This is a genomic window from Vibrio sp. JCM 18905 (assembly GCF_055393305.1).
In genome coordinates this window covers 1472454-1488064 of record NZ_AP043880.1, presented here as the reverse complement: position 1 = coordinate 1488064, position 15611 = coordinate 1472454, and the positions used below count along the sequence as shown (strand labels likewise).

The following is a 15611-nucleotide window of genomic DNA, read 5'->3' as shown; positions in this document are numbered from 1 at the left end:
CATACGCAGTTATACTGTATATAAGAACAGTATAACTCTTAGTTTAAAGCATGTACAAAACGATTCAACGCTTAGTAGGACACCGTATCTACCGCATAGGTCCAGATGGCCCATGTGGATACAACAGCACCGAAGATAAAGTATCGGTGTTGATGGCTAATGGCGACTGGAAGACAATCCCTTTTGGCGGCTTTATGGAAGTGGGCAACGTTGTGGGTGTAAGGCGTCTGAAGATAATGGATGTGTCTGCGCTATGCTCTGATGATGACGGTCACAAAGTCGTTTATACCATTCCGAGAAACCACTACCTCGTGGGAACGTACCTAAACGGGAAGTGTTTCATCTTGCTCTATGATGGAGAAGTGAAACACTACCTAGACAAAAACGCCGACCAAGACACCAAAAATAATGTAGTTTGGTTGTGAATATTAATATCATTACACCCCTACTGGTGCAGTGTTATCCTCTGGATCCAAAGAGTAATGATCTAAGTAATATCTTCTGAATACCTTAAGCATGTCATAAGTAAAGTCACTAGATGACATGACAGTTTCTATGCATTGATCTTGGTATTCTTCGGTATCATTTAAAACGTGAAGATTATTTACACCCTTTAAGCGCTCAATTATGAGCTTGTCCAAATCCTCATGGATATCAAACAGCTTCGTTCCCTTAGCCTCCTTGGACTTCACTACAGCTACTACGCCAATTTGATACTTTTCTGTGTCCGGGAGCTCTTCTCCTCTTGGGTTTACCTCAATGAAAATACCTTCTAAATATTGAGAATTTTGCCCAAACCAGTTGTCCAATTCAGGGGCATTAAAAATATCCATCACGCGGCTCGCCAAGGACTCTGGCAGACCTAGTCGATTAAACTGAGCAACCTTCCATCGAATTAATGAGTTCAAGCTATCTTCAGACAATTGATCTTTTGGAGCCAGATGTTGTAAGAACTCAACTGGTACAAAAACCCTATCTTTCATTCTAAAAAGATAAGATTCACCTTCAATATCTAAAACAAACTGTCTCGGGTCACCTAGCTCAGAGTTTACCTTCCCGCCTTTATTTGGCTGACAAAGCAAAAACTTTACATGAGGCAACTGATCTGGCTTTCCAAAAACAACATCACAGCTCATATTGATAGCTACTAATAAAGCACTTCCAGGTTTCTTTACTTTGTCTTTTGGTAGTGAGACCAAAGGAGATACAAAACCTTCTTTGGCCTCTAGGTCTTTAATTGCCTGAAACTCTATTACACTACCTTGCTTCCATCCGTTTGAATAAATAGTCTCGCGCATACCTTTCACAGTCTCTGCCACCCACCGGATAACTGTTCAATATCATTAGATTCATGCTCCACTGCTTGTGCTGCCTTGACGCGCGCATTTTCTTGTCCTGAAAGAATCGCTGCATGGTGGACTATTGCTCGCTCATCGAGAACATCTTCACTTAGTAACTGGAGATAGGTTTTACCCTCTAATATATGAGTTTTTGCACGACGACCAAAAGGACGATCATTAAACTCAGCGATTTGATTTGCAATATGATAAACCGATTTCAGCCTTTCTATGCTGGCATCTCCGCGAACCTCACCACCTTTACGCCAGTTATAAATAGTAGCTCTTTTTACTCGCAGCACATTTTCCAAGTCCGTAATACCAAGACCAATTGCACCGATAAGCACATTTACCATGTATGAGGGATCTACTATAGATTCATTTACCTCAGTTTGTATCGCTACATCAGCATCAAATACAGCAATATCACCGGAGCGATACACGTCAGATAATCTATTCCAGATTTCACGGGTTGTATCCAGTATGTCACTAAATCCAAGACCAAACTGATCACTAGTGGAGCCTGAAAAACGTGCTGTATTGTCTACAAATACAGCATTAGAACTGTTCATTAAAGCTGTCATAGGTGCCTCATATATTTATAGGTTTTTTGCCCCACTGCTCTTTTGCATGACCAGAAAGTAATGTCCAGAAAGTTTCTGAGCTTTCACGATAAAGCCCTTCTAGTCGGCTATCAATATTCTGGCGACTAAGTGGCTGAAGATTTTTAGCAAAATTGCAAGAGTGATCTATATCTACAATCACATATCGCTCATCTTTAGCTTCTTTCCAATGCTCTTTAATCTCTAGGTTCAAGCTTACTTCGTCTGGATCAACAATATCATTTGGTAACGTATTTATCATTCCATTGTTAGGAAGTCTCTCTTCCAGCTCAACTCTCAGAATACCATGTTCCGTCTTCCTTAAGCTGCGCGAAGCATTAAACGAATTTTCATCGGATTCTAACTGCTGTGGAGACAACCAATGATGACTAATGAAATCAAACACGTTCTGTTTTGGAGTGATAAATGCGTCCATATACCTCAAACCTAAACGAATCATGCCAGCATTTTCTATCCCTTTAAAACAACTAAAAAATGCATCCAAGACATCACTCCAATTCTCACTAAAATCTTCAAAACAAGTATACTTGCTCGAACGAAAAGTGAGCGAGCCATTGGTTAAAGTAACACCTCGTTCACGGGCAATGTTTAGGTAGTCGAAGCGTTTGATAACTTTTTTAGTGATTTGAGGTTCACTTTGAGGATCTGCAGCGTTATGTTTTATGTCAAATTGATTGGCATCTGTGCTTTTAGATATAGACAATCCCGCCTCAAAAAGCTTTACCTCAAAATCCTCTGCGCACTTTATAAACGTAGATTCAGGTAAATTAGTAAAACGCAAATCTACTAACACCATGACTAATGGTGTTTTTTCAAGAATGAATTTAGTCATTTTACACTCAGATATACGATGAATTATACACTTAAATATACACTTAATGAGATTGTATAAAAGTAACTTTCAAGTTTTTTTTTGTTACAGCCATTCACATACCATATGTAGTATAAAAACCATCACCAAACGCTAAATGTAGATTACCCCTTAAATAAAACTGGCATCACTAGAGAGGAAAATATGCGATAAAGTTCAAAACTTTCACTATAAACGCTATGCAATAGCCATAGAAGCCAGCGTTGTGCCTCACCATGAATAGTCACTTGAAGGCTCAAATGGACTCCCCCCGATCTCCTAGACAAATTTCGCCTATCCTCGGACTTCTAACAGAACCAATCCATAAACAAAAGACTAGTTGCATACTAAAATCTTTACTCATATCTTTGATCACCTATACCCAGAACAGAAATAAACGCTGTGGAGGAAAAAGTGAGCACAACTAAATCAGACGTTGCAGCAATCTTAGGTAAGGGAGTGGTTGGTGCGATACCGATCATTGGTCCATTAGTTGCTGAAATAGTGGGGGCAGTTATACCGAATCAAAGAGTGGATAGAATTGAGGCCTTGGTGGTGTGAACGCGAAAAGAAAGCGTGATTGATCTGACTCAACGATGGCGAACTTAAGCTTTACCAACTCAAGCTCGCCGCTCAAAATGAAAGGGTTCTTGCGGTATGCATTACTTACAATGGCATTAGACAAAGTGCTGTAGCGGACATTACAAAACTGGGTTCATTGTAATTATATCCAGAAACATACCAGCCGTTAGTGTTAACTGTAGGATCCCCCAAATCGGCTACAGGCCTCGACTCATGTATAAATACATCTCGATATGTTGGTGATGTATACCCTCCCCCTGTCACGATACTTCCAGTTGGGCATGTGGCAACAACAGAACTATGTGAGTTCCCAGTCATAACTACCTGTGTATAAGCTCTAAATTGGCGAAATCCTGCACTCCCACCAGTTCCGCTATCAACTTCACATACGTAAGAACCATCAGCATTCGTAGAGTGTAAGAACTCTCCTGTTGGGCACTCTCTATTCATGTAACTTGAGTATCGATCTATGCTAATAGATAACGAATTAACCTGCCCGATCAATGCATCGATTAAAGAATTGTTAGCGTCAATTTGTGATTCCAGACGACCGATTGAGTCAATTTGACTTTCAAGATTAGTAATCAAACTGTTGTTGGAATCAATTTGTGATTGAAGTGACGAGTCCCCTGCTTCCATTTCTAATCTGAGGTTAGCGTTTTCGGTTTCCAATGCATCAATCTGCGCTTGTAGAGTGTTTAGGTCTGAAACGGCTAACTGAAGCGCTCCAATAAGAAAACGGAGGTTATTAATTTGTGATTGCAGAGTTGAATCGCCATTCGCCATGTCGAGATAGAGTTGCTGAAGTTCTGTATTAAGGCGCGTTATCTCGCCCTGCAAATCGGTGATGTTACCTGCATTTGATTCGATTAATGCTTGTAAAGCGAGATCTCTAGCTTGTAACAAGACAATAGCGTCTTCCGTTGCTTCCAAAAGCTCTTCCATGGTGGATACTTTACCTACAAGATCATCTATTTGATCTTGTAGAGAAAGTTGAACGGCTTCAATCACTTCAATTTGTTCACCGACGTATACAAAAGGCTTACCTTCCGGCGTGGTACCACCATTGACTTTGGCACTGCTTTTTCCAAAAGTTGGTGAAGCCATAATGCTCAGAGCTAATAGGCTTAATGCTCCGATGCCTAATTTACTATTCATACTCTTCTCCTCTGACGTAGTTGTTTGGTTGTTACAGACATATACGCAGCTGACTGCTGTACAATAAAACGACTATAGAGATACAAAGTATGCAACGTATGTCATTTTTGAGATGTTTTCAGAGGGTTTTGGGTGATAAGCGTTAATAGCAAACTTATGCTACTGACAAAAAGGAAATTTATGAAATACAAATTACTAGTCTTACCTGTTAAGAAAAACACCAATAACTCTATTTTGCTCCAATCGCCCGGCCACCAGCGCACTATTAATCATATCTTTCACATGCCACGGCCCATATCACTATTTAAACAAATGCGCCGACCAATACACCAAGAACAACGTGGTTTAGCTATACGTGCCTATTTGAATATCTAAATTGTGATCAGCGTTATCAAAGCAAGCCTAAAATATGCAATCTAGTTCAATAGAATGTAGTCTAACGTACTGATATTAATTTATATCTTAATATTTGAGTTTGGCTAAGTTCCAACAAACATCATGTGCTTTCTAATTCAAATTACTATATTTAACTCGGTTGGTATGTATGAAAAATAAATCTCTACGACTTGCAGCTTTTTTAGCAGCTTCAGCAATCACGTTATCTGGTTGCGTTTATAAATCTAATGTTGATTACGGTACGCAATTTACATCGGAGCAAGTAGCAAAAATTGAAAAAAAAGTTACTACTAAAGCTGATCTGATAAGAATTTTTGGTGAGCCCTCAGTAAAATCAGTAGTCAGCGAAACTGGAGAAAAATGGGTATATTCCTATACTGGTGGAAGCGCATCATCGCAAGCTTTCACAATGAAAACAACATCAGACATATCAACACATATGCTTGATATTCTTCTGGAAAATGGCGTTGTTGTGAACTTTGCAGAAACTAACACCAAACATAATATGAACATGTCGGTGGAATAAGTGCATACTGAACAAACTGCTCCAGAGGGAGATGTACTCAGTGAAAACGTTTGGAATATTAGATCGTTAAAACATCATCTTGATTCACTTGGAGAGCAACCAGAACATTACATTGAGTACCTTGATTCTGTAACTCGTGCTATTGATATATTCGAGTACCACAAAGCTGAAGCATTCAGTCTAATCAGTAAATTAGATTCAGACGATCCCGAAATGGCTATGAGGCTAGTTTTTACATTGGACTCTGAAAAAAACGATTTAGAGAATGAAGTGATCGGTGCGCAAGCGCATTTGCATGCAGCTCTTCAAAATGCACGTTCGATGTATGATATTCTCGCTCAATTACTAAATGCTCTTTTGGTACATGAACCTCTACCAATTCACACATGTGACATTGGTAAGGTGTACGATGCTTTACCCGAAGGGAATGTTAAAACTGAACTAGAAAAAATCTTAGCTAGTTATGAGTATCAGTATGTAAATAGCTTTGTTAATACAATCAAACACCGAAACCTTGTTCAATTTAATCGTCAATTAGATTTACGTGAAGGTCGAGCATCAATAAGAATTAAACCTTTTTCTTACTATGGCTGTTTTTATGGACGAAAATGGGCGATCGATGTGTTGAAATATGGGTTCGACGTAAAAAATCGACTTATAGAAGTTGGTCAGTTATTAAATTCTGAGTGTGGTGTCAGAAATAAGTAACAAATTTGGGCCTTCTGCCTGTCAACACCTTTGTCTGCGCAGCTTAAAGCCAGGCTACGCTACGCTACGCTACGCAGGAGTAAAGTAGCCTAACTAATGCTTTAATCTAACTTTTCAAGGAAAGCTTTCCTAGCTTTGTCCCATTGTTCTTCGTTGTTATAGTCTTCAACCATTATTTGTAAATCGTACAAATATATACGATCACCAAATGTTTCTCCCGACTTGCGGAAAAAACAATTAGAGACACTAGCCGAACCAAAGATTGGGTTAACTCCTATTGAATAAGCTTCACAACCCACGTCATAGCGCTGCTTTTTACCAAATGGGCTTGTCGAGGCCACAGTAAGTACATTAGTTATTCTGAAATCTTCGACAGAGGTGCTGGAATCAATAATTTTGATTTCAGCAACAGCATCATTAATAAATTTGTAAAACTTGTTTGTAAAAGATTCCAATGGTTCAACTGCATTCACTAGGCCTAACTTGGCTCGCTCTTTATGCAATGCTTCAAACTCTGCCTTTTTTTCATCCGGCAGTGCTCTATCTAGGGAATCAAAAATTACGTACTTCTCACTTTCAAATGACTCGTCGTCCAATTCACAAGAAAATTGATCAACAAGTTGAGAAATTTTGCCTTCTAACTCTTGCTTTCTACTAATATAAACAGCGTCACGAAGAGCATCACGCTCTGTAATCAACTCTTCTTTTGTGTATTCGACTGATTGCCTGTGCTTCTGTATTGCAAGATACTCTTCAAGTGAATCTTTCATGTAAGACATATTTTTGTAATCAGCAATCCGCTCCGCTAAGTACTCATCACTTTGCCATCCCCAATCACTGATTTTCTTATTAATTTTTTCTATTTCATCAGTATCAACTAGCACCTCATTAGAAGTAGCAACGATTTTTCTGAAAGATGCAGCCCCATTGAACTGGTTTTTTACTCGTTCAACTAACTGCTTAGGAGTTTCGGTGTCCTCAATGATATGCCCACAATAGCCAACCATGCCTTTATCTACGACAAGATTTTTGTTTACTTGTGTCTGTAAGTACTTTTCATAGATAGCATCTTTGTTTACAAAACCAATTGCACCTAAAGCAATAACAGCGGCGATAGGAATCATAACTTTATTCATTGATAACTAAACCTTAATCACGACGTATTGATAATAGGTTTTATATTACACGATAAGAACCAAAACGCATATAACCATTTAATAACTAGCGTTTTTTACATTACTTTACCATTTAGTAGAACGGCGAAAGCGAAAAACTATTATCTGTGTCCTTTAGGTTTGTATGCAGTCATCCCACCGCCCCTACCAACGGCGACCTATTAATTGTCTCCTTCACATGTCAAGGTTAATACCACTACCTTGTATGGAGGTACCTAAACGGAAGTGTTTCATCCTACTTTATGATGGAGAGGTAAAGCATTACTTGGATAAAAACGCAGATCAAGACACCAAGAACAATGTGGTTTGGTTGTAAAAAGAATAATACCTATAAATTTTACTAAGTAATTTATTCGAAACGTGAGTTTTACCTCAATCATGAACTAGGTAACCGGACATAGGCCAGGCAATTTATTTACCACCTTTAGTATAATCTAGTTGCATATAGTTCTCTTTGAAGCTTAATTACAAGTCTTCGAACAGCACATACACTTAAAACAAGGGAAACTCATGAACGGAATGTTTAAGATCGATTACCAAGGTGTACCATTAATTGAAAAAAACCTCACAAATCAATTGCTGAGGATGGCTTCTGGAGATGTTCTTGAATGTAAAAATGAAGAATGCTGCCTAGTTTTTTCTCTCAAAGGAAAAGAACATATTATGGAGTACCTTGATACACCTTCGCTTAGAGCCCAACCCATAAAGATAACTCAATGTGACAAAAATGATTTTAGTGTCAAAGAAATTCAAGATTTCTTCGAACGCATGGAAAAAGCTCTAGAGAACTTAAATCTCAACAATTCATTTTATTATAAAAAATAATAACTTACAGGTGATTTATGAAAACACTTGGACTTTTACTGCTATCAACTATTGCGTTGTTTGGATGTGGCCAAGAAAAAGATTTAATCCCGGTAGGTGATGAATATCAGCAGCCCTATACTTATATAGGACAACAAGCAAATACTGTAGCTCAAAAATTTTCAACAGAACCCAATTCAGTTGGCAACGTTATCATTGACACTAATAATCATCACTTTCTGTTCGAGTCAAGTGACGGAGTTGTTGTGAGTTACGTTGACGTTAGCTTTAATGAAACATCACCATGTGACCAAACAAGAAGCTTTAATTCCAGTAGAATCTTACGTGCCTTAGGTATAGATCCGAACAGTTTAGAGTTAGTTAGAGAACGGAAGCACTTCCATACCTATTATGACCATAAGAACAAACTAAAAGTTGGCGTCTCTTGTCTTTATGATGGCGGGCCTTTAAATGCTAGCTTTAGTAGAAAATATTACGGGCAATAATAAACAAGAATATTCAGTTGGCTGCGATAGCAGCCAATCCTTCTTAAATAACATAGCTCACCCCACCGCCCCAACCACCAGCGCTCTATTAATCGTCTCCTTCACATGCCACAGTTGATCGCCGTGTTGGCGTTCCCAGGTGTTCATATCTCGGTGCAGTTCGTGATGGTGTTCATTACATAACGGGAAGGTAAACATGTCCGAAGCCTTGCTGCCCATCTTCCCTTCTCCGTGGCCTATGAGATGATGAGCTATGCCAGCCGTTTTACCACATACGCGACAGGGTAACTTACGCACGAATGACAGGTACTTCTCACTCTCCCATCGGATTGGCTTAGGCTTTCTTAGGTACATCGCTGGTGGGTCGTCATCGATGACCAGTTTTAGAACTGGTTTAGCTAATCGCTCGAGCTGGTCGCGCTGGCTTTCAACCACATACCTGGCATCAGTATCGACTCTGCCTTTAACACCTACTCGCTTAGCAGTAGCCTCTCGTTTGAACTGGCGATCTATAACCGATTGCGGAAGCAGCTCATACACACCATTGCGAACCGCCCACCAGCACAGGTCAACATCGGTAATCGGCTTTTGAAAGCCATGTAACTGACGAGACACCGTTTGCAGGCCATGGACGACATTGTTCATTCGGGCAATGTGATAGTAAAGGTTTGGGTCACTGTCCCCTTGAAGATCATGATGCCAGCATAGCCTTACCGCGCCTTCTCCTGTTTTACGAGTTTTTAAATTGTGGTCGCAGTAACCCGAGTCCTTTAACTGGCATTCGTTGATTGAATCAACAAACTGATGCGTTGGGCCAATTCTGCTTTGTACTTCCTCATGAGAGAAAAATGCCACTAGACTCGAATCAGTTGGTTTTAAAGCTTGCCTCTCTTCCGGAACCAATTGCTGTGCGGGTGACACTAAACCAATCTTACCGTCCACCAGCAATGACTTTAACAATTGAGTATTTGGTGTCAGAGCGATCACTGCCGCGTTAAGAGTGGGCACAATATCTATATCTACCTTAATCACGTAGTGCCTCCTCAATCATTTGTATCGCTAACCCCTTTTTGATCATGCCCCCGGTAAAACGCAAAACAGTCCAACCTCTCAATGCTGCCATGTTGTATTTCTCACAATCCGCTTCATAACCCTTTGCTCGATTATGGCGACCATTACTCCAAGTCCCACCTTCTACTTCGATAGCCAGTAGCTGATCGGGATAGGCAAAATCAAAGCGCCATCTGCGTGTCTCGTGAAATCGATACTCAGACATAGGTACTTCCAACTTCAACGCTCTTATATGCTGCAATAACAACTTCTCTAACTGACTCACGCCGCCACCGCCTTTAAGTGACCTGTTTCCAGCAGCTTTTTACGTAGCCAGATTTCACCCTTTCCGGTAATCAATGTTGTGTGGCTGATTCGAGTTTGGGAGTTCGTCTCGTAAGTGCCCTGCTTCACCGTAAAGTAACCACGTTCGACGTAATCTTGATACGGTAGGTTGTAAGAGTCTCCACGGCTCATGAAGATCTTTAACTCGCGAAGTACCCGGAAAATAGTGACCGGCCCCAAACCTACCGTTTTAGCAAACTGCCCGAGCTTCACGCCCTTATCCGCTCCCGCGATAGCATCAGCAAACTCTGCCTTTGGTGCTGCGATGGCTAATGCCTGGTTCTTTTCTTCCAGTTCCTTAGCTTGGTTAGCGGCAAGCAAAAGAGCATCAGCAAAAGTTTGAGGAACTTGTGGTTGAGACTGTTTTTCTAGCTCTTGCCATCGTTTGACAATTTTCGCGGTAAACTCTGGAGATAGTCTCGCCACGACGATGTAAGAGCCTTCTTCGTTAACATGATAAACCTTCGTTGGCTTCCCTCCGCCTACGGTCGGTTCCTCAAATTGAGTGACCGAAATTAAAGACAAGTCCCACAAACTTTCTATAGTGCGTCGAACATTGTCGTGACGCTTACCTGTCAGTTCTGCAATCTCTCGACTACTCATTGTCATCTCTGTTTGGGTGCTGATACTTAGCATTCGACTCCCTCCGCTAACCAATATTTACTCGAGAACCCCGTTTGCTCACTGCTCTCATGTCGGACATCCACACCAGAACGGCGAGCCACCTTAACCAACCTAACCAAGTCACAAACGTGAATACCCAATTCGTCACACAGCTCACTCGGAGACCAAAGCCGGCGACGAGATTTCATTACATCAACCAATTCCTTTTTACTTGCCATTACTGGCCCCCTACACTGCCTCTAGATTCGCAACACGCTCCAGTAACTCTCTGCGCTTAGCCGATAAATCCGCGATTTTTCGCTTTGAAGGATCCACTTCATGCTGAGGTCGCTTAGCGTCAATCAAGTACAACATGCGCTGATTTTCTGAGTTGATAGAGCTCTCTAGCAAAGCGACTTCACGCTGAATCACGGTAACTTCGTCCTGAGTATCCACTGAGGTATCGCCTTGCTGTGGTTGCAGGTAACGACCTTTGTCTTGCTCTCTGCCAAGCCAACCTTGAATAAACTTCTCGATACCCTGCTTGGTTTTCCGCTTACGAGGATTGGCATCGCACCAACCGATCATTTTTTTCAGCTCAGCACGAACATTCACTGCACCAAACAAATCCGAATAGCGATCGATGTCCGGTTGAGTTACTCCATGAAACTGCCCTTTCCTGTTCAAAGGAATTTCAAACAGCGCTGGTTCGGCTTCGAGCGATTCGCTTGGAGCAAGATCTTTACTTGATGGTTCTATTGGTGGATCTATTGGTGGTTTATAGCCGGATTCCGACCTACCCCCAGCCGGAATTTGACCTACCCCCTCAGGTTGTTTCGTCTGTTCGAGTTTCGAACGTTCGACTTTTGAACAGACGAAATTCGACTGTTCAAAATCTGTCTGTTCATCTGCTTTCTTCTTCAAAAGCATCACAGGCAACTGGTACTGATTATTCGAACGGACTAAACGGCCTGTATCCGCTTTTTTGAATTGGTTCTTTTTGAATAACCATCCAGCGGCTTCCAGTTTCTTAAGGGTAGATTTTACCGTGGTAGGTGAAACACCAGACTTTCGAGCAATGGTATCGATAGACGGCCAACAAAGGCCGCTATCATCCGCATGGTCAGCTAGGCAAAGCATCACCAACTTATCAGAACCTTTAAAACTCGGAATGTCCCAAACGTAGCTCATTACCTTAACTGACATTATTCCACCTCTTCTTTCTTCAACGTCCAGAACGCAGGGCGCTTCATACGGTTTCCTTTATCCCAACAAATCCACGCATACTCAGAGTTGTCACTTCCACCATGAACAAAGCATGGTCTTGGTGTCAGGATCAGTAGGTTTGTCCAAGGGAAAGAACGCCAGAAATCTGCACGACCTTTACTGCCCAACATAGAAAGGCGAAGCAAGAAGCACATAGTGCCGTCATGCCGTAGGTCGCGAGTCATAGCCGTTGAGATAAACTCCAAAGCCAAACTAAAAGGTGGATTAGTAATGATCACATCTGCAGACATGTCTTTCTTAGGGTTTAGGTAATCAATACCTTCGGCCAGCTCCGCATACTTGATGGTGTGTTCGCTTGGTAGCTCGTTCGTTACACGGCCATCACCACGGCAAGGCTCAGAGATAACGTCCCCCTCGCGAAACTCGATGCAGTCCAATAAGGCTTTCACACACCAAGAAGGTGTTGGATAGAAATCTCGTTCGATACGTTCTTTAGCCACGGAGCATCCCCTTATAAACAGCAGTTACGTAAATGCGCTTTGCTTCAAACAAGTCTGCTAATTCATCATGGGTGAGAATGATGCTCTGCCCCTTCTCCACCTTGTAAAACTGGTTTTGGTGGTACCACAATGAATAATTGAGTGTTATTCTTTCCATCACTCCTCCGTGATCTTTGCTGGTGACTGAGTGAGCTGTGATTGTTCCTCGCGAGAATCATCACAACCCGGCTTTAGACCGTTGCCGCGGTTTAAAGCCACTTCCTCATCTATTACTCGTAATCGACGTTCGCACTTTGCTTTCAACAGCTGGATTTGCTCACGTTCGTAGACTTCTGACGATTGGCCCTGCGCCACCATTAGCTTTGCCGAGCTGCAGGTGATGTCTGCCATCTGTGAAACGGTTTGCCAAAATATTTCTGTTTTCATACAACCTCCGCGTACAACGCATCGAGCTTCAGCATGAAGGCTTCGAAAGTCGCGTGGTATTCCGCTTTCAATTGGGCGATGAGCGCACGTTCGCGAGCATCAAACACACCATCCGCTTTTGCTTCTTCAATGGTTTTATCCAAAAGCCCTTTCACAGCATTAAGGTGTAAGTGGCAATCGAACATATCCACCGTATCCAGTTCAGCGACATCAGGTTGCTCTACCACCATGCAATTAACACGGTTAGCAAAGTACTCTGCTACGTATGGGGTGTTGGTTAGCTCAGCCATTTCCACCAGCTCATCAACACTAAAAAAGCGAGAACCCTTCTTCTCGTATAGGTGATTGTTAAAACTGTCTATCGACATACCAAGAACTGCAGCAACCGCCTCTTTACCACCGGTGACGCCTGCAATGGTTTTATTCACCATCTCTTTCTTATTCACCATTTGCTCCTTTGATTGGTGGTTACTTAAAACGTAAAAACTTGGAAGAATGAACCTATCGAGGCAAGCTAAGTAGGTCTTCTTTCTTATAACGACCCTCAGACAATGCTTCGATTTTCTCCGCGTAATTCGTTTCACCTGTATATTCGGTACGAGGTAAACAACCTTTCTCGCACCACTTGTACACTGCACGAACGCTTACATGACAATGATCAGCAATTTTCTGAGTGCCAATGGAAGTTATGGCCTCTTTCAACATTTCTATTTACCTCTAAAATGAACATTTGGTACATATTATGACGGAACTGATAGTACATGCAAGAGGGTTTATTATTGAACCTATGGTTCAAAGTGAAAATGTGCGATCTGAATTCGCCCAAAGGCTTGCACAGGCCTGTAGTAAAGCTGGGATTGAAGAACATGGGCGTGGTGTAATTCTTGCTAAAAAGCTTGCGGTCACCCCGAAAGCAGTTAGTAAGTGGCTAAATGCCGAGTCCATGCCTCGCCAAAATAAAATGGCCGAACTGGCTGAATATTTGGGCGTTAGCTTGTATTGGCTGCAATATGGCAAACAAGAAACTCAACCTAAAGGAAACGCTGAATTATTAGGTAATATGCAAGCATGGGACAGCAGCACTCCAATTGGGGATGACGAAGTAGCAGTGCCATTCTTATCTGAAGTAAAACTTTCTGCCGGAAACGGCTTCGTAAACGACTTAGAGCACGACAGCGGTTTCCGCTTGCGCTTCGCTAAATCTACCCTTCGTCGCTACAACGTAGAGCCGGAAAACGCAGTCTGCGTTGCAGTGCATGGAAACAGCATGGAGCCAGTCCTGCCAGATGGCTCAACCGTTGGTATTGATTGTGGAAACAAGACTCTCATGGAAGGCAAGATTTTTGCCATCAACCACAATGGTGAGCTTTTTATCAAGAAGTTATACCGACTACCCGGTGGCGGCCTCAGAATATATAGTTTCAATGAGATAGAATATCCAGCTCGTGAATACACCGAAGCGCAGGTATTAGAACAAAAAATCACTATTGTCGGACGCGTATTCTGGTACTCAGTACTGTTGTAAACAACTTTAAGTTGGACGACTAAGGTAGAGGTAATAGATGAACAAGTCGATAATGTTTGGCGCCCTTTTAATTGGGTTCTCTGTGATTGCGAGCCCTTTTATTTATGATCACGTCAAACAATCCCAAAAGGAAATTGAGAAATCAAAGTGGGACAAAGATCTAGAAATAACGAATATTACCGCTTTGGAAAATTTTGCGGACGAGTACAAAGAAATAAAAGGGCAGTGTCCTAAGCGAGCTTCAGATATGGTTGGAGTCGTTATAAGAAAAGAGCCAAAAGATCGCTATGGCATTGAATTTGATACTAAAGGTGATTGTAAATTTACATCCTCAGAAGGTATTACTTCTGAAAGCCTGTAACGAACATTGATGCTTACTCATCTCCAGTGAAAAGAAACACTGGGTATTTTAAAGCTGTTATTAGGTAAAAGGTGAAGATTTGAAATTACTAGCTTATCTGATTCAATTTGTTGTTATTGTTCTCATTTTTAGTGCTCTAATAGTATTCGGGTTTTCATGGCTTAGCGTCCTTGTCGGCATCATCGTTTATCTAATATCGACATGGGTAGTTTCATCCTTGGTGCAAAAGACATGTCCTTACTGTGACAGCTCCATTAGTACCAAGGCCGTCAAATGTCCTAATTGTCAGAGTGATTTGCCAGAGAGTCACGCAAAGAGTTAACTGCCGCTAAATTTATGTTCTAAAACGTTAGTCAATAAACCTTATTCTAAACCGCCTCCTTGGCGGTTTTTTAATTTCCGAAACTGTAAAATGAACTTTTAGTTCTTTACAATAAATGTACTTATGGTACATTTTCCTCATTCAGTTAGTTCATTAAGTACTAAAGCGAGGAAATCACATGTCTAACCAAGAAGCAGGAAACCTCAGTCTTGAGGACCGCACTACTAACTTCCCAAAACTGATGCAGGAACTGGACGGCGGCGTTGTCTCCAATGTCGTCGGCTTGGCGTTATCTAACGTAGCCCGAGCTGTGTCTTACAGCGATAAACAGGGAAACGTGAAGATGGATCTAAAGCTCAAACCAATGGGTACCAACAACGAAATGGTCGAAATCACCGTCAACATGTCGGTAAAAGAGCCAAAAGCCGGATTCGGTACCAAGTCAGAAGACTTCCAATACACCTCAATCGCGTACGTAGGCAAAGGCGGCAAACTTACCTACGACCGACCAAAAGAAGATATTCACGGCCAAGCCGTTATTGAAGAAGGCATGCTGCGCGAAGTACGCGGCTAACTCATCCAGCAGC

24 protein-coding genes are annotated in these 15611 nt (G+C 41.6%); 9 read left to right on the top strand and 15 right to left on the bottom strand.

All coding sequences use genetic code 11. From position 1 onward, the window contains the following. Window positions 1–50: 50 nt before the first annotated feature. The gene (locus ACZ5ZC_RS23570; RefSeq protein ID WP_262637765.1) at window positions 51–425 is read left to right on the top strand and encodes a hypothetical protein; all 375 of its coding nucleotides are present in this window, start codon (window positions 51–53) and stop codon (window positions 423–425) included. Window positions 426–437: 12 nt separating this feature from the next. Here the strand turns inward: ACZ5ZC_RS23570 and ACZ5ZC_RS23565 are convergent, their stop codons facing one another. The 3 genes from ACZ5ZC_RS23565 to ACZ5ZC_RS23555 are packed head-to-tail and all read right to left on the bottom strand — an operon-like array spanning window position 438 to window position 2792. Then, window positions 438–1298, bottom strand: a complete 861-nt coding sequence (locus ACZ5ZC_RS23565) for a hypothetical protein (RefSeq protein WP_464932356.1) — start codon at window positions 1296–1298, stop codon at window positions 438–440. A 5-nt stretch (window positions 1299–1303) separates the two neighbouring features. Next, window positions 1304–1921 carry a hypothetical protein gene (locus ACZ5ZC_RS23560; RefSeq protein WP_054867964.1) on the bottom strand — a complete coding sequence of 206 codons (618 nt, stop codon included), beginning with the start codon at window positions 1919–1921 and terminating at the stop codon, window positions 1304–1306. A 7-nt stretch (window positions 1922–1928) separates the two neighbouring features. Further along, window positions 1929–2792, bottom strand: a complete 864-nt coding sequence (locus ACZ5ZC_RS23555; protein ID WP_464932355.1) for a TIGR04255 family protein — start codon at window positions 2790–2792, stop codon at window positions 1929–1931. A gap of 432 nt (window positions 2793–3224) precedes the next feature. Here ACZ5ZC_RS23555 and ACZ5ZC_RS23550 point away from each other — a divergent pair, with 432 nt between their 5' ends. Beyond that, entirely contained in the window at window positions 3225–3371 is a 147-nt protein-coding gene (locus tag ACZ5ZC_RS23550; protein WP_464932354.1) for a hypothetical protein, read from the top strand. 105 nt (window positions 3372–3476) lie between these two features. Here ACZ5ZC_RS23550 and ACZ5ZC_RS23545 read toward each other — a convergent pair whose 3' ends face one another. After that, entirely contained in the window at window positions 3477–4550 is a 1074-nt protein-coding gene (locus ACZ5ZC_RS23545; protein ID WP_464932353.1) for a coiled-coil domain-containing protein, read from the bottom strand. Between the two features lie 544 nt (window positions 4551–5094). Here ACZ5ZC_RS23545 and ACZ5ZC_RS23540 point away from each other — a divergent pair. Both ACZ5ZC_RS23540 and ACZ5ZC_RS23535 read left to right on the top strand, forming a co-directional pair. After that, window positions 5095–5472 (top strand): hypothetical protein, encoded by a 378-nt coding sequence (locus tag ACZ5ZC_RS23540; RefSeq protein ID WP_464932352.1) that lies wholly within the window; start codon window positions 5095–5097, stop codon window positions 5470–5472. Further along, the gene (locus ACZ5ZC_RS23535; protein WP_054867960.1) at window positions 5473–6180 is read left to right on the top strand and encodes a hypothetical protein; all 708 of its coding nucleotides are present in this window, start codon (window positions 5473–5475) and stop codon (window positions 6178–6180) included. 101 nt (window positions 6181–6281) lie between these two features. On the opposite strand, the gene ACZ5ZC_RS23530 is transcribed toward ACZ5ZC_RS23535, so the two are convergent. Then, window positions 6282–7316: a hypothetical protein gene (locus ACZ5ZC_RS23530; protein WP_464932351.1), complete on the bottom strand. Its 1035-nt coding sequence runs from the start codon at window positions 7314–7316 to the stop codon at window positions 6282–6284. 549 nt (window positions 7317–7865) lie between these two features. Between ACZ5ZC_RS23530 and ACZ5ZC_RS23525 the strand changes: the two genes are divergently transcribed. Next, window positions 7866–8180 (top strand): hypothetical protein, encoded by a 315-nt coding sequence (locus tag ACZ5ZC_RS23525; protein ID WP_054867957.1) that lies wholly within the window; start codon window positions 7866–7868, stop codon window positions 8178–8180. 17 nt (window positions 8181–8197) lie between these two features. Further along, window positions 8198–8665, top strand: coding sequence for a hypothetical protein (locus ACZ5ZC_RS23520; protein WP_464932350.1), 468 nt, complete (start codon window positions 8198–8200; stop codon window positions 8663–8665). 57 nt (window positions 8666–8722) lie between these two features. On the opposite strand, the gene ACZ5ZC_RS23515 is transcribed toward ACZ5ZC_RS23520, so the two are convergent. Genes ACZ5ZC_RS23515 through ACZ5ZC_RS23470 form a run of 10 tightly spaced genes read right to left on the bottom strand, consistent with a single transcriptional unit; the run spans window position 8723 to window position 13521 of the window. Continuing rightward, complete coding sequence (locus tag ACZ5ZC_RS23515; RefSeq protein WP_464932349.1) at window positions 8723–9697, bottom strand: DUF968 domain-containing protein; 975 nt, start codon at window positions 9695–9697, stop codon at window positions 8723–8725. Beyond that, a complete protein-coding gene (locus ACZ5ZC_RS23510) occupies window positions 9690–9941 on the bottom strand; it encodes a hypothetical protein (RefSeq protein WP_464932348.1) in 252 nt (83 codons plus the stop codon). Before ACZ5ZC_RS23510 ends, ACZ5ZC_RS23515 begins: the two co-directional genes overlap by 8 nt. A 56-nt stretch (window positions 9942–9997) precedes the next feature. Continuing rightward, complete coding sequence (locus ACZ5ZC_RS23505; protein ID WP_464932347.1) at window positions 9998–10696, bottom strand: phage antirepressor KilAC domain-containing protein; 699 nt, start codon at window positions 10694–10696, stop codon at window positions 9998–10000. Further along, entirely contained in the window at window positions 10690–10902 is a 213-nt protein-coding gene (locus tag ACZ5ZC_RS23500) for a hypothetical protein (RefSeq protein ID WP_054867955.1), read from the bottom strand. The genes ACZ5ZC_RS23505 and ACZ5ZC_RS23500 overlap by 7 nt, the downstream gene beginning before the upstream one ends. Before the next feature lie 10 nt (window positions 10903–10912). Further along, window positions 10913–11869 carry a helix-turn-helix domain-containing protein gene (locus tag ACZ5ZC_RS23495; RefSeq protein ID WP_464932346.1) on the bottom strand — a complete coding sequence of 319 codons (957 nt, stop codon included), beginning with the start codon at window positions 11867–11869 and terminating at the stop codon, window positions 10913–10915. Beyond that, entirely contained in the window at window positions 11869–12390 is a 522-nt protein-coding gene (locus ACZ5ZC_RS23490; RefSeq protein WP_054867954.1) for a DNA methyltransferase, read from the bottom strand. The genes ACZ5ZC_RS23495 and ACZ5ZC_RS23490 overlap by 1 nt, the downstream gene beginning before the upstream one ends. Continuing rightward, complete coding sequence (locus ACZ5ZC_RS23485; RefSeq protein ID WP_171343079.1) at window positions 12383–12547, bottom strand: hypothetical protein; 165 nt, start codon at window positions 12545–12547, stop codon at window positions 12383–12385. Before ACZ5ZC_RS23485 ends, ACZ5ZC_RS23490 begins: the two co-directional genes overlap by 8 nt. After that, complete coding sequence (locus ACZ5ZC_RS23480) at window positions 12547–12816, bottom strand: hypothetical protein (protein WP_054867953.1); 270 nt, start codon at window positions 12814–12816, stop codon at window positions 12547–12549. The genes ACZ5ZC_RS23485 and ACZ5ZC_RS23480 overlap by 1 nt, the downstream gene beginning before the upstream one ends. Continuing rightward, a complete protein-coding gene (locus ACZ5ZC_RS23475; RefSeq protein ID WP_025501770.1) occupies window positions 12813–13265 on the bottom strand; it encodes a YmfL family putative regulatory protein in 453 nt (150 codons plus the stop codon). The genes ACZ5ZC_RS23480 and ACZ5ZC_RS23475 overlap by 4 nt, the downstream gene beginning before the upstream one ends. 52 nt (window positions 13266–13317) lie before the next feature. Next, complete coding sequence (locus ACZ5ZC_RS23470; RefSeq protein ID WP_054867952.1) at window positions 13318–13521, bottom strand: hypothetical protein; 204 nt, start codon at window positions 13519–13521, stop codon at window positions 13318–13320. 37 nt (window positions 13522–13558) lie between these two features. Between ACZ5ZC_RS23470 and ACZ5ZC_RS23465 the strand changes: the two genes are divergently transcribed. From ACZ5ZC_RS23465 to ACZ5ZC_RS23455, 3 genes are all read left to right on the top strand, one after another. Next, window positions 13559–14341, top strand: a complete 783-nt coding sequence (locus ACZ5ZC_RS23465) for a LexA family transcriptional regulator (protein ID WP_054867951.1) — start codon at window positions 13559–13561, stop codon at window positions 14339–14341. Between the two features lie 37 nt (window positions 14342–14378). Continuing rightward, on the top strand, window positions 14379–14702 hold the full coding sequence (locus ACZ5ZC_RS23460; RefSeq protein WP_054867950.1) for a hypothetical protein: 324 nt from the start codon (window positions 14379–14381) through the stop codon (window positions 14700–14702). Between the two features lie 500 nt (window positions 14703–15202). Continuing rightward, on the top strand, window positions 15203–15598 hold the full coding sequence (locus ACZ5ZC_RS23455) for a hypothetical protein (RefSeq protein ID WP_005376932.1): 396 nt from the start codon (window positions 15203–15205) through the stop codon (window positions 15596–15598). Window positions 15599–15611: the final 13 nt, after the last annotated feature.

What these genes read in the sequence shown, in the direction of transcription:
- ACZ5ZC_RS23565 (WP_464932356.1), bottom strand. Translation starts at nt 1,298, where the DNA reads ATGCGCGAGACTATTTATTCAAACGGATGGAAGCAAGGTAGTGTAATA.
- ACZ5ZC_RS23570 (WP_262637765.1), top strand. Translation starts at nt 51, where the DNA reads ATGTACAAAACGATTCAACGCTTAGTAGGACACCGTATCTACCGCATA.
- ACZ5ZC_RS23525 (WP_054867957.1), top strand. Translation starts at nt 7,866, where the DNA reads ATGAACGGAATGTTTAAGATCGATTACCAAGGTGTACCATTAATTGAA.
- ACZ5ZC_RS23500 (WP_054867955.1), bottom strand. Translation starts at nt 10,902, where the DNA reads ATGGCAAGTAAAAAGGAATTGGTTGATGTAATGAAATCTCGTCGCCGG.
- ACZ5ZC_RS23560 (WP_054867964.1), bottom strand. Translation starts at nt 1,921, where the DNA reads ATGACAGCTTTAATGAACAGTTCTAATGCTGTATTTGTAGACAATACA.
- ACZ5ZC_RS23470 (WP_054867952.1), bottom strand. Translation starts at nt 13,521, where the DNA reads ATGTTGAAAGAGGCCATAACTTCCATTGGCACTCAGAAAATTGCTGAT.
- ACZ5ZC_RS23485 (WP_171343079.1), bottom strand. Translation starts at nt 12,547, where the DNA reads ATGGAAAGAATAACACTCAATTATTCATTGTGGTACCACCAAAACCAG.
- ACZ5ZC_RS23465 (WP_054867951.1), top strand. Translation starts at nt 13,559, where the DNA reads ATGACGGAACTGATAGTACATGCAAGAGGGTTTATTATTGAACCTATG.
- ACZ5ZC_RS23545 (WP_464932353.1), bottom strand. Translation starts at nt 4,550, where the DNA reads ATGAATAGTAAATTAGGCATCGGAGCATTAAGCCTATTAGCTCTGAGC.
- ACZ5ZC_RS23530 (WP_464932351.1), bottom strand. Translation starts at nt 7,316, where the DNA reads ATGAATAAAGTTATGATTCCTATCGCCGCTGTTATTGCTTTAGGTGCA.
- ACZ5ZC_RS23510 (WP_464932348.1), bottom strand. Translation starts at nt 9,941, where the DNA reads ATGTCTGAGTATCGATTTCACGAGACACGCAGATGGCGCTTTGATTTT.
- ACZ5ZC_RS23495 (WP_464932346.1), bottom strand. Translation starts at nt 11,869, where the DNA reads ATGTCAGTTAAGGTAATGAGCTACGTTTGGGACATTCCGAGTTTTAAA.
- ACZ5ZC_RS23555 (WP_464932355.1), bottom strand. Translation starts at nt 2,792, where the DNA reads ATGACTAAATTCATTCTTGAAAAAACACCATTAGTCATGGTGTTAGTA.
- ACZ5ZC_RS23520 (WP_464932350.1), top strand. Translation starts at nt 8,198, where the DNA reads ATGAAAACACTTGGACTTTTACTGCTATCAACTATTGCGTTGTTTGGA.
- ACZ5ZC_RS23480 (WP_054867953.1), bottom strand. Translation starts at nt 12,816, where the DNA reads ATGAAAACAGAAATATTTTGGCAAACCGTTTCACAGATGGCAGACATC.
- ACZ5ZC_RS23475 (WP_025501770.1), bottom strand. Translation starts at nt 13,265, where the DNA reads ATGGTGAATAAGAAAGAGATGGTGAATAAAACCATTGCAGGCGTCACC.
- ACZ5ZC_RS23455 (WP_005376932.1), top strand. Translation starts at nt 15,203, where the DNA reads ATGTCTAACCAAGAAGCAGGAAACCTCAGTCTTGAGGACCGCACTACT.
- ACZ5ZC_RS23460 (WP_054867950.1), top strand. Translation starts at nt 14,379, where the DNA reads ATGAACAAGTCGATAATGTTTGGCGCCCTTTTAATTGGGTTCTCTGTG.
- ACZ5ZC_RS23505 (WP_464932347.1), bottom strand. Translation starts at nt 10,696, where the DNA reads ATGCTAAGTATCAGCACCCAAACAGAGATGACAATGAGTAGTCGAGAG.
- ACZ5ZC_RS23540 (WP_464932352.1), top strand. Translation starts at nt 5,095, where the DNA reads ATGAAAAATAAATCTCTACGACTTGCAGCTTTTTTAGCAGCTTCAGCA.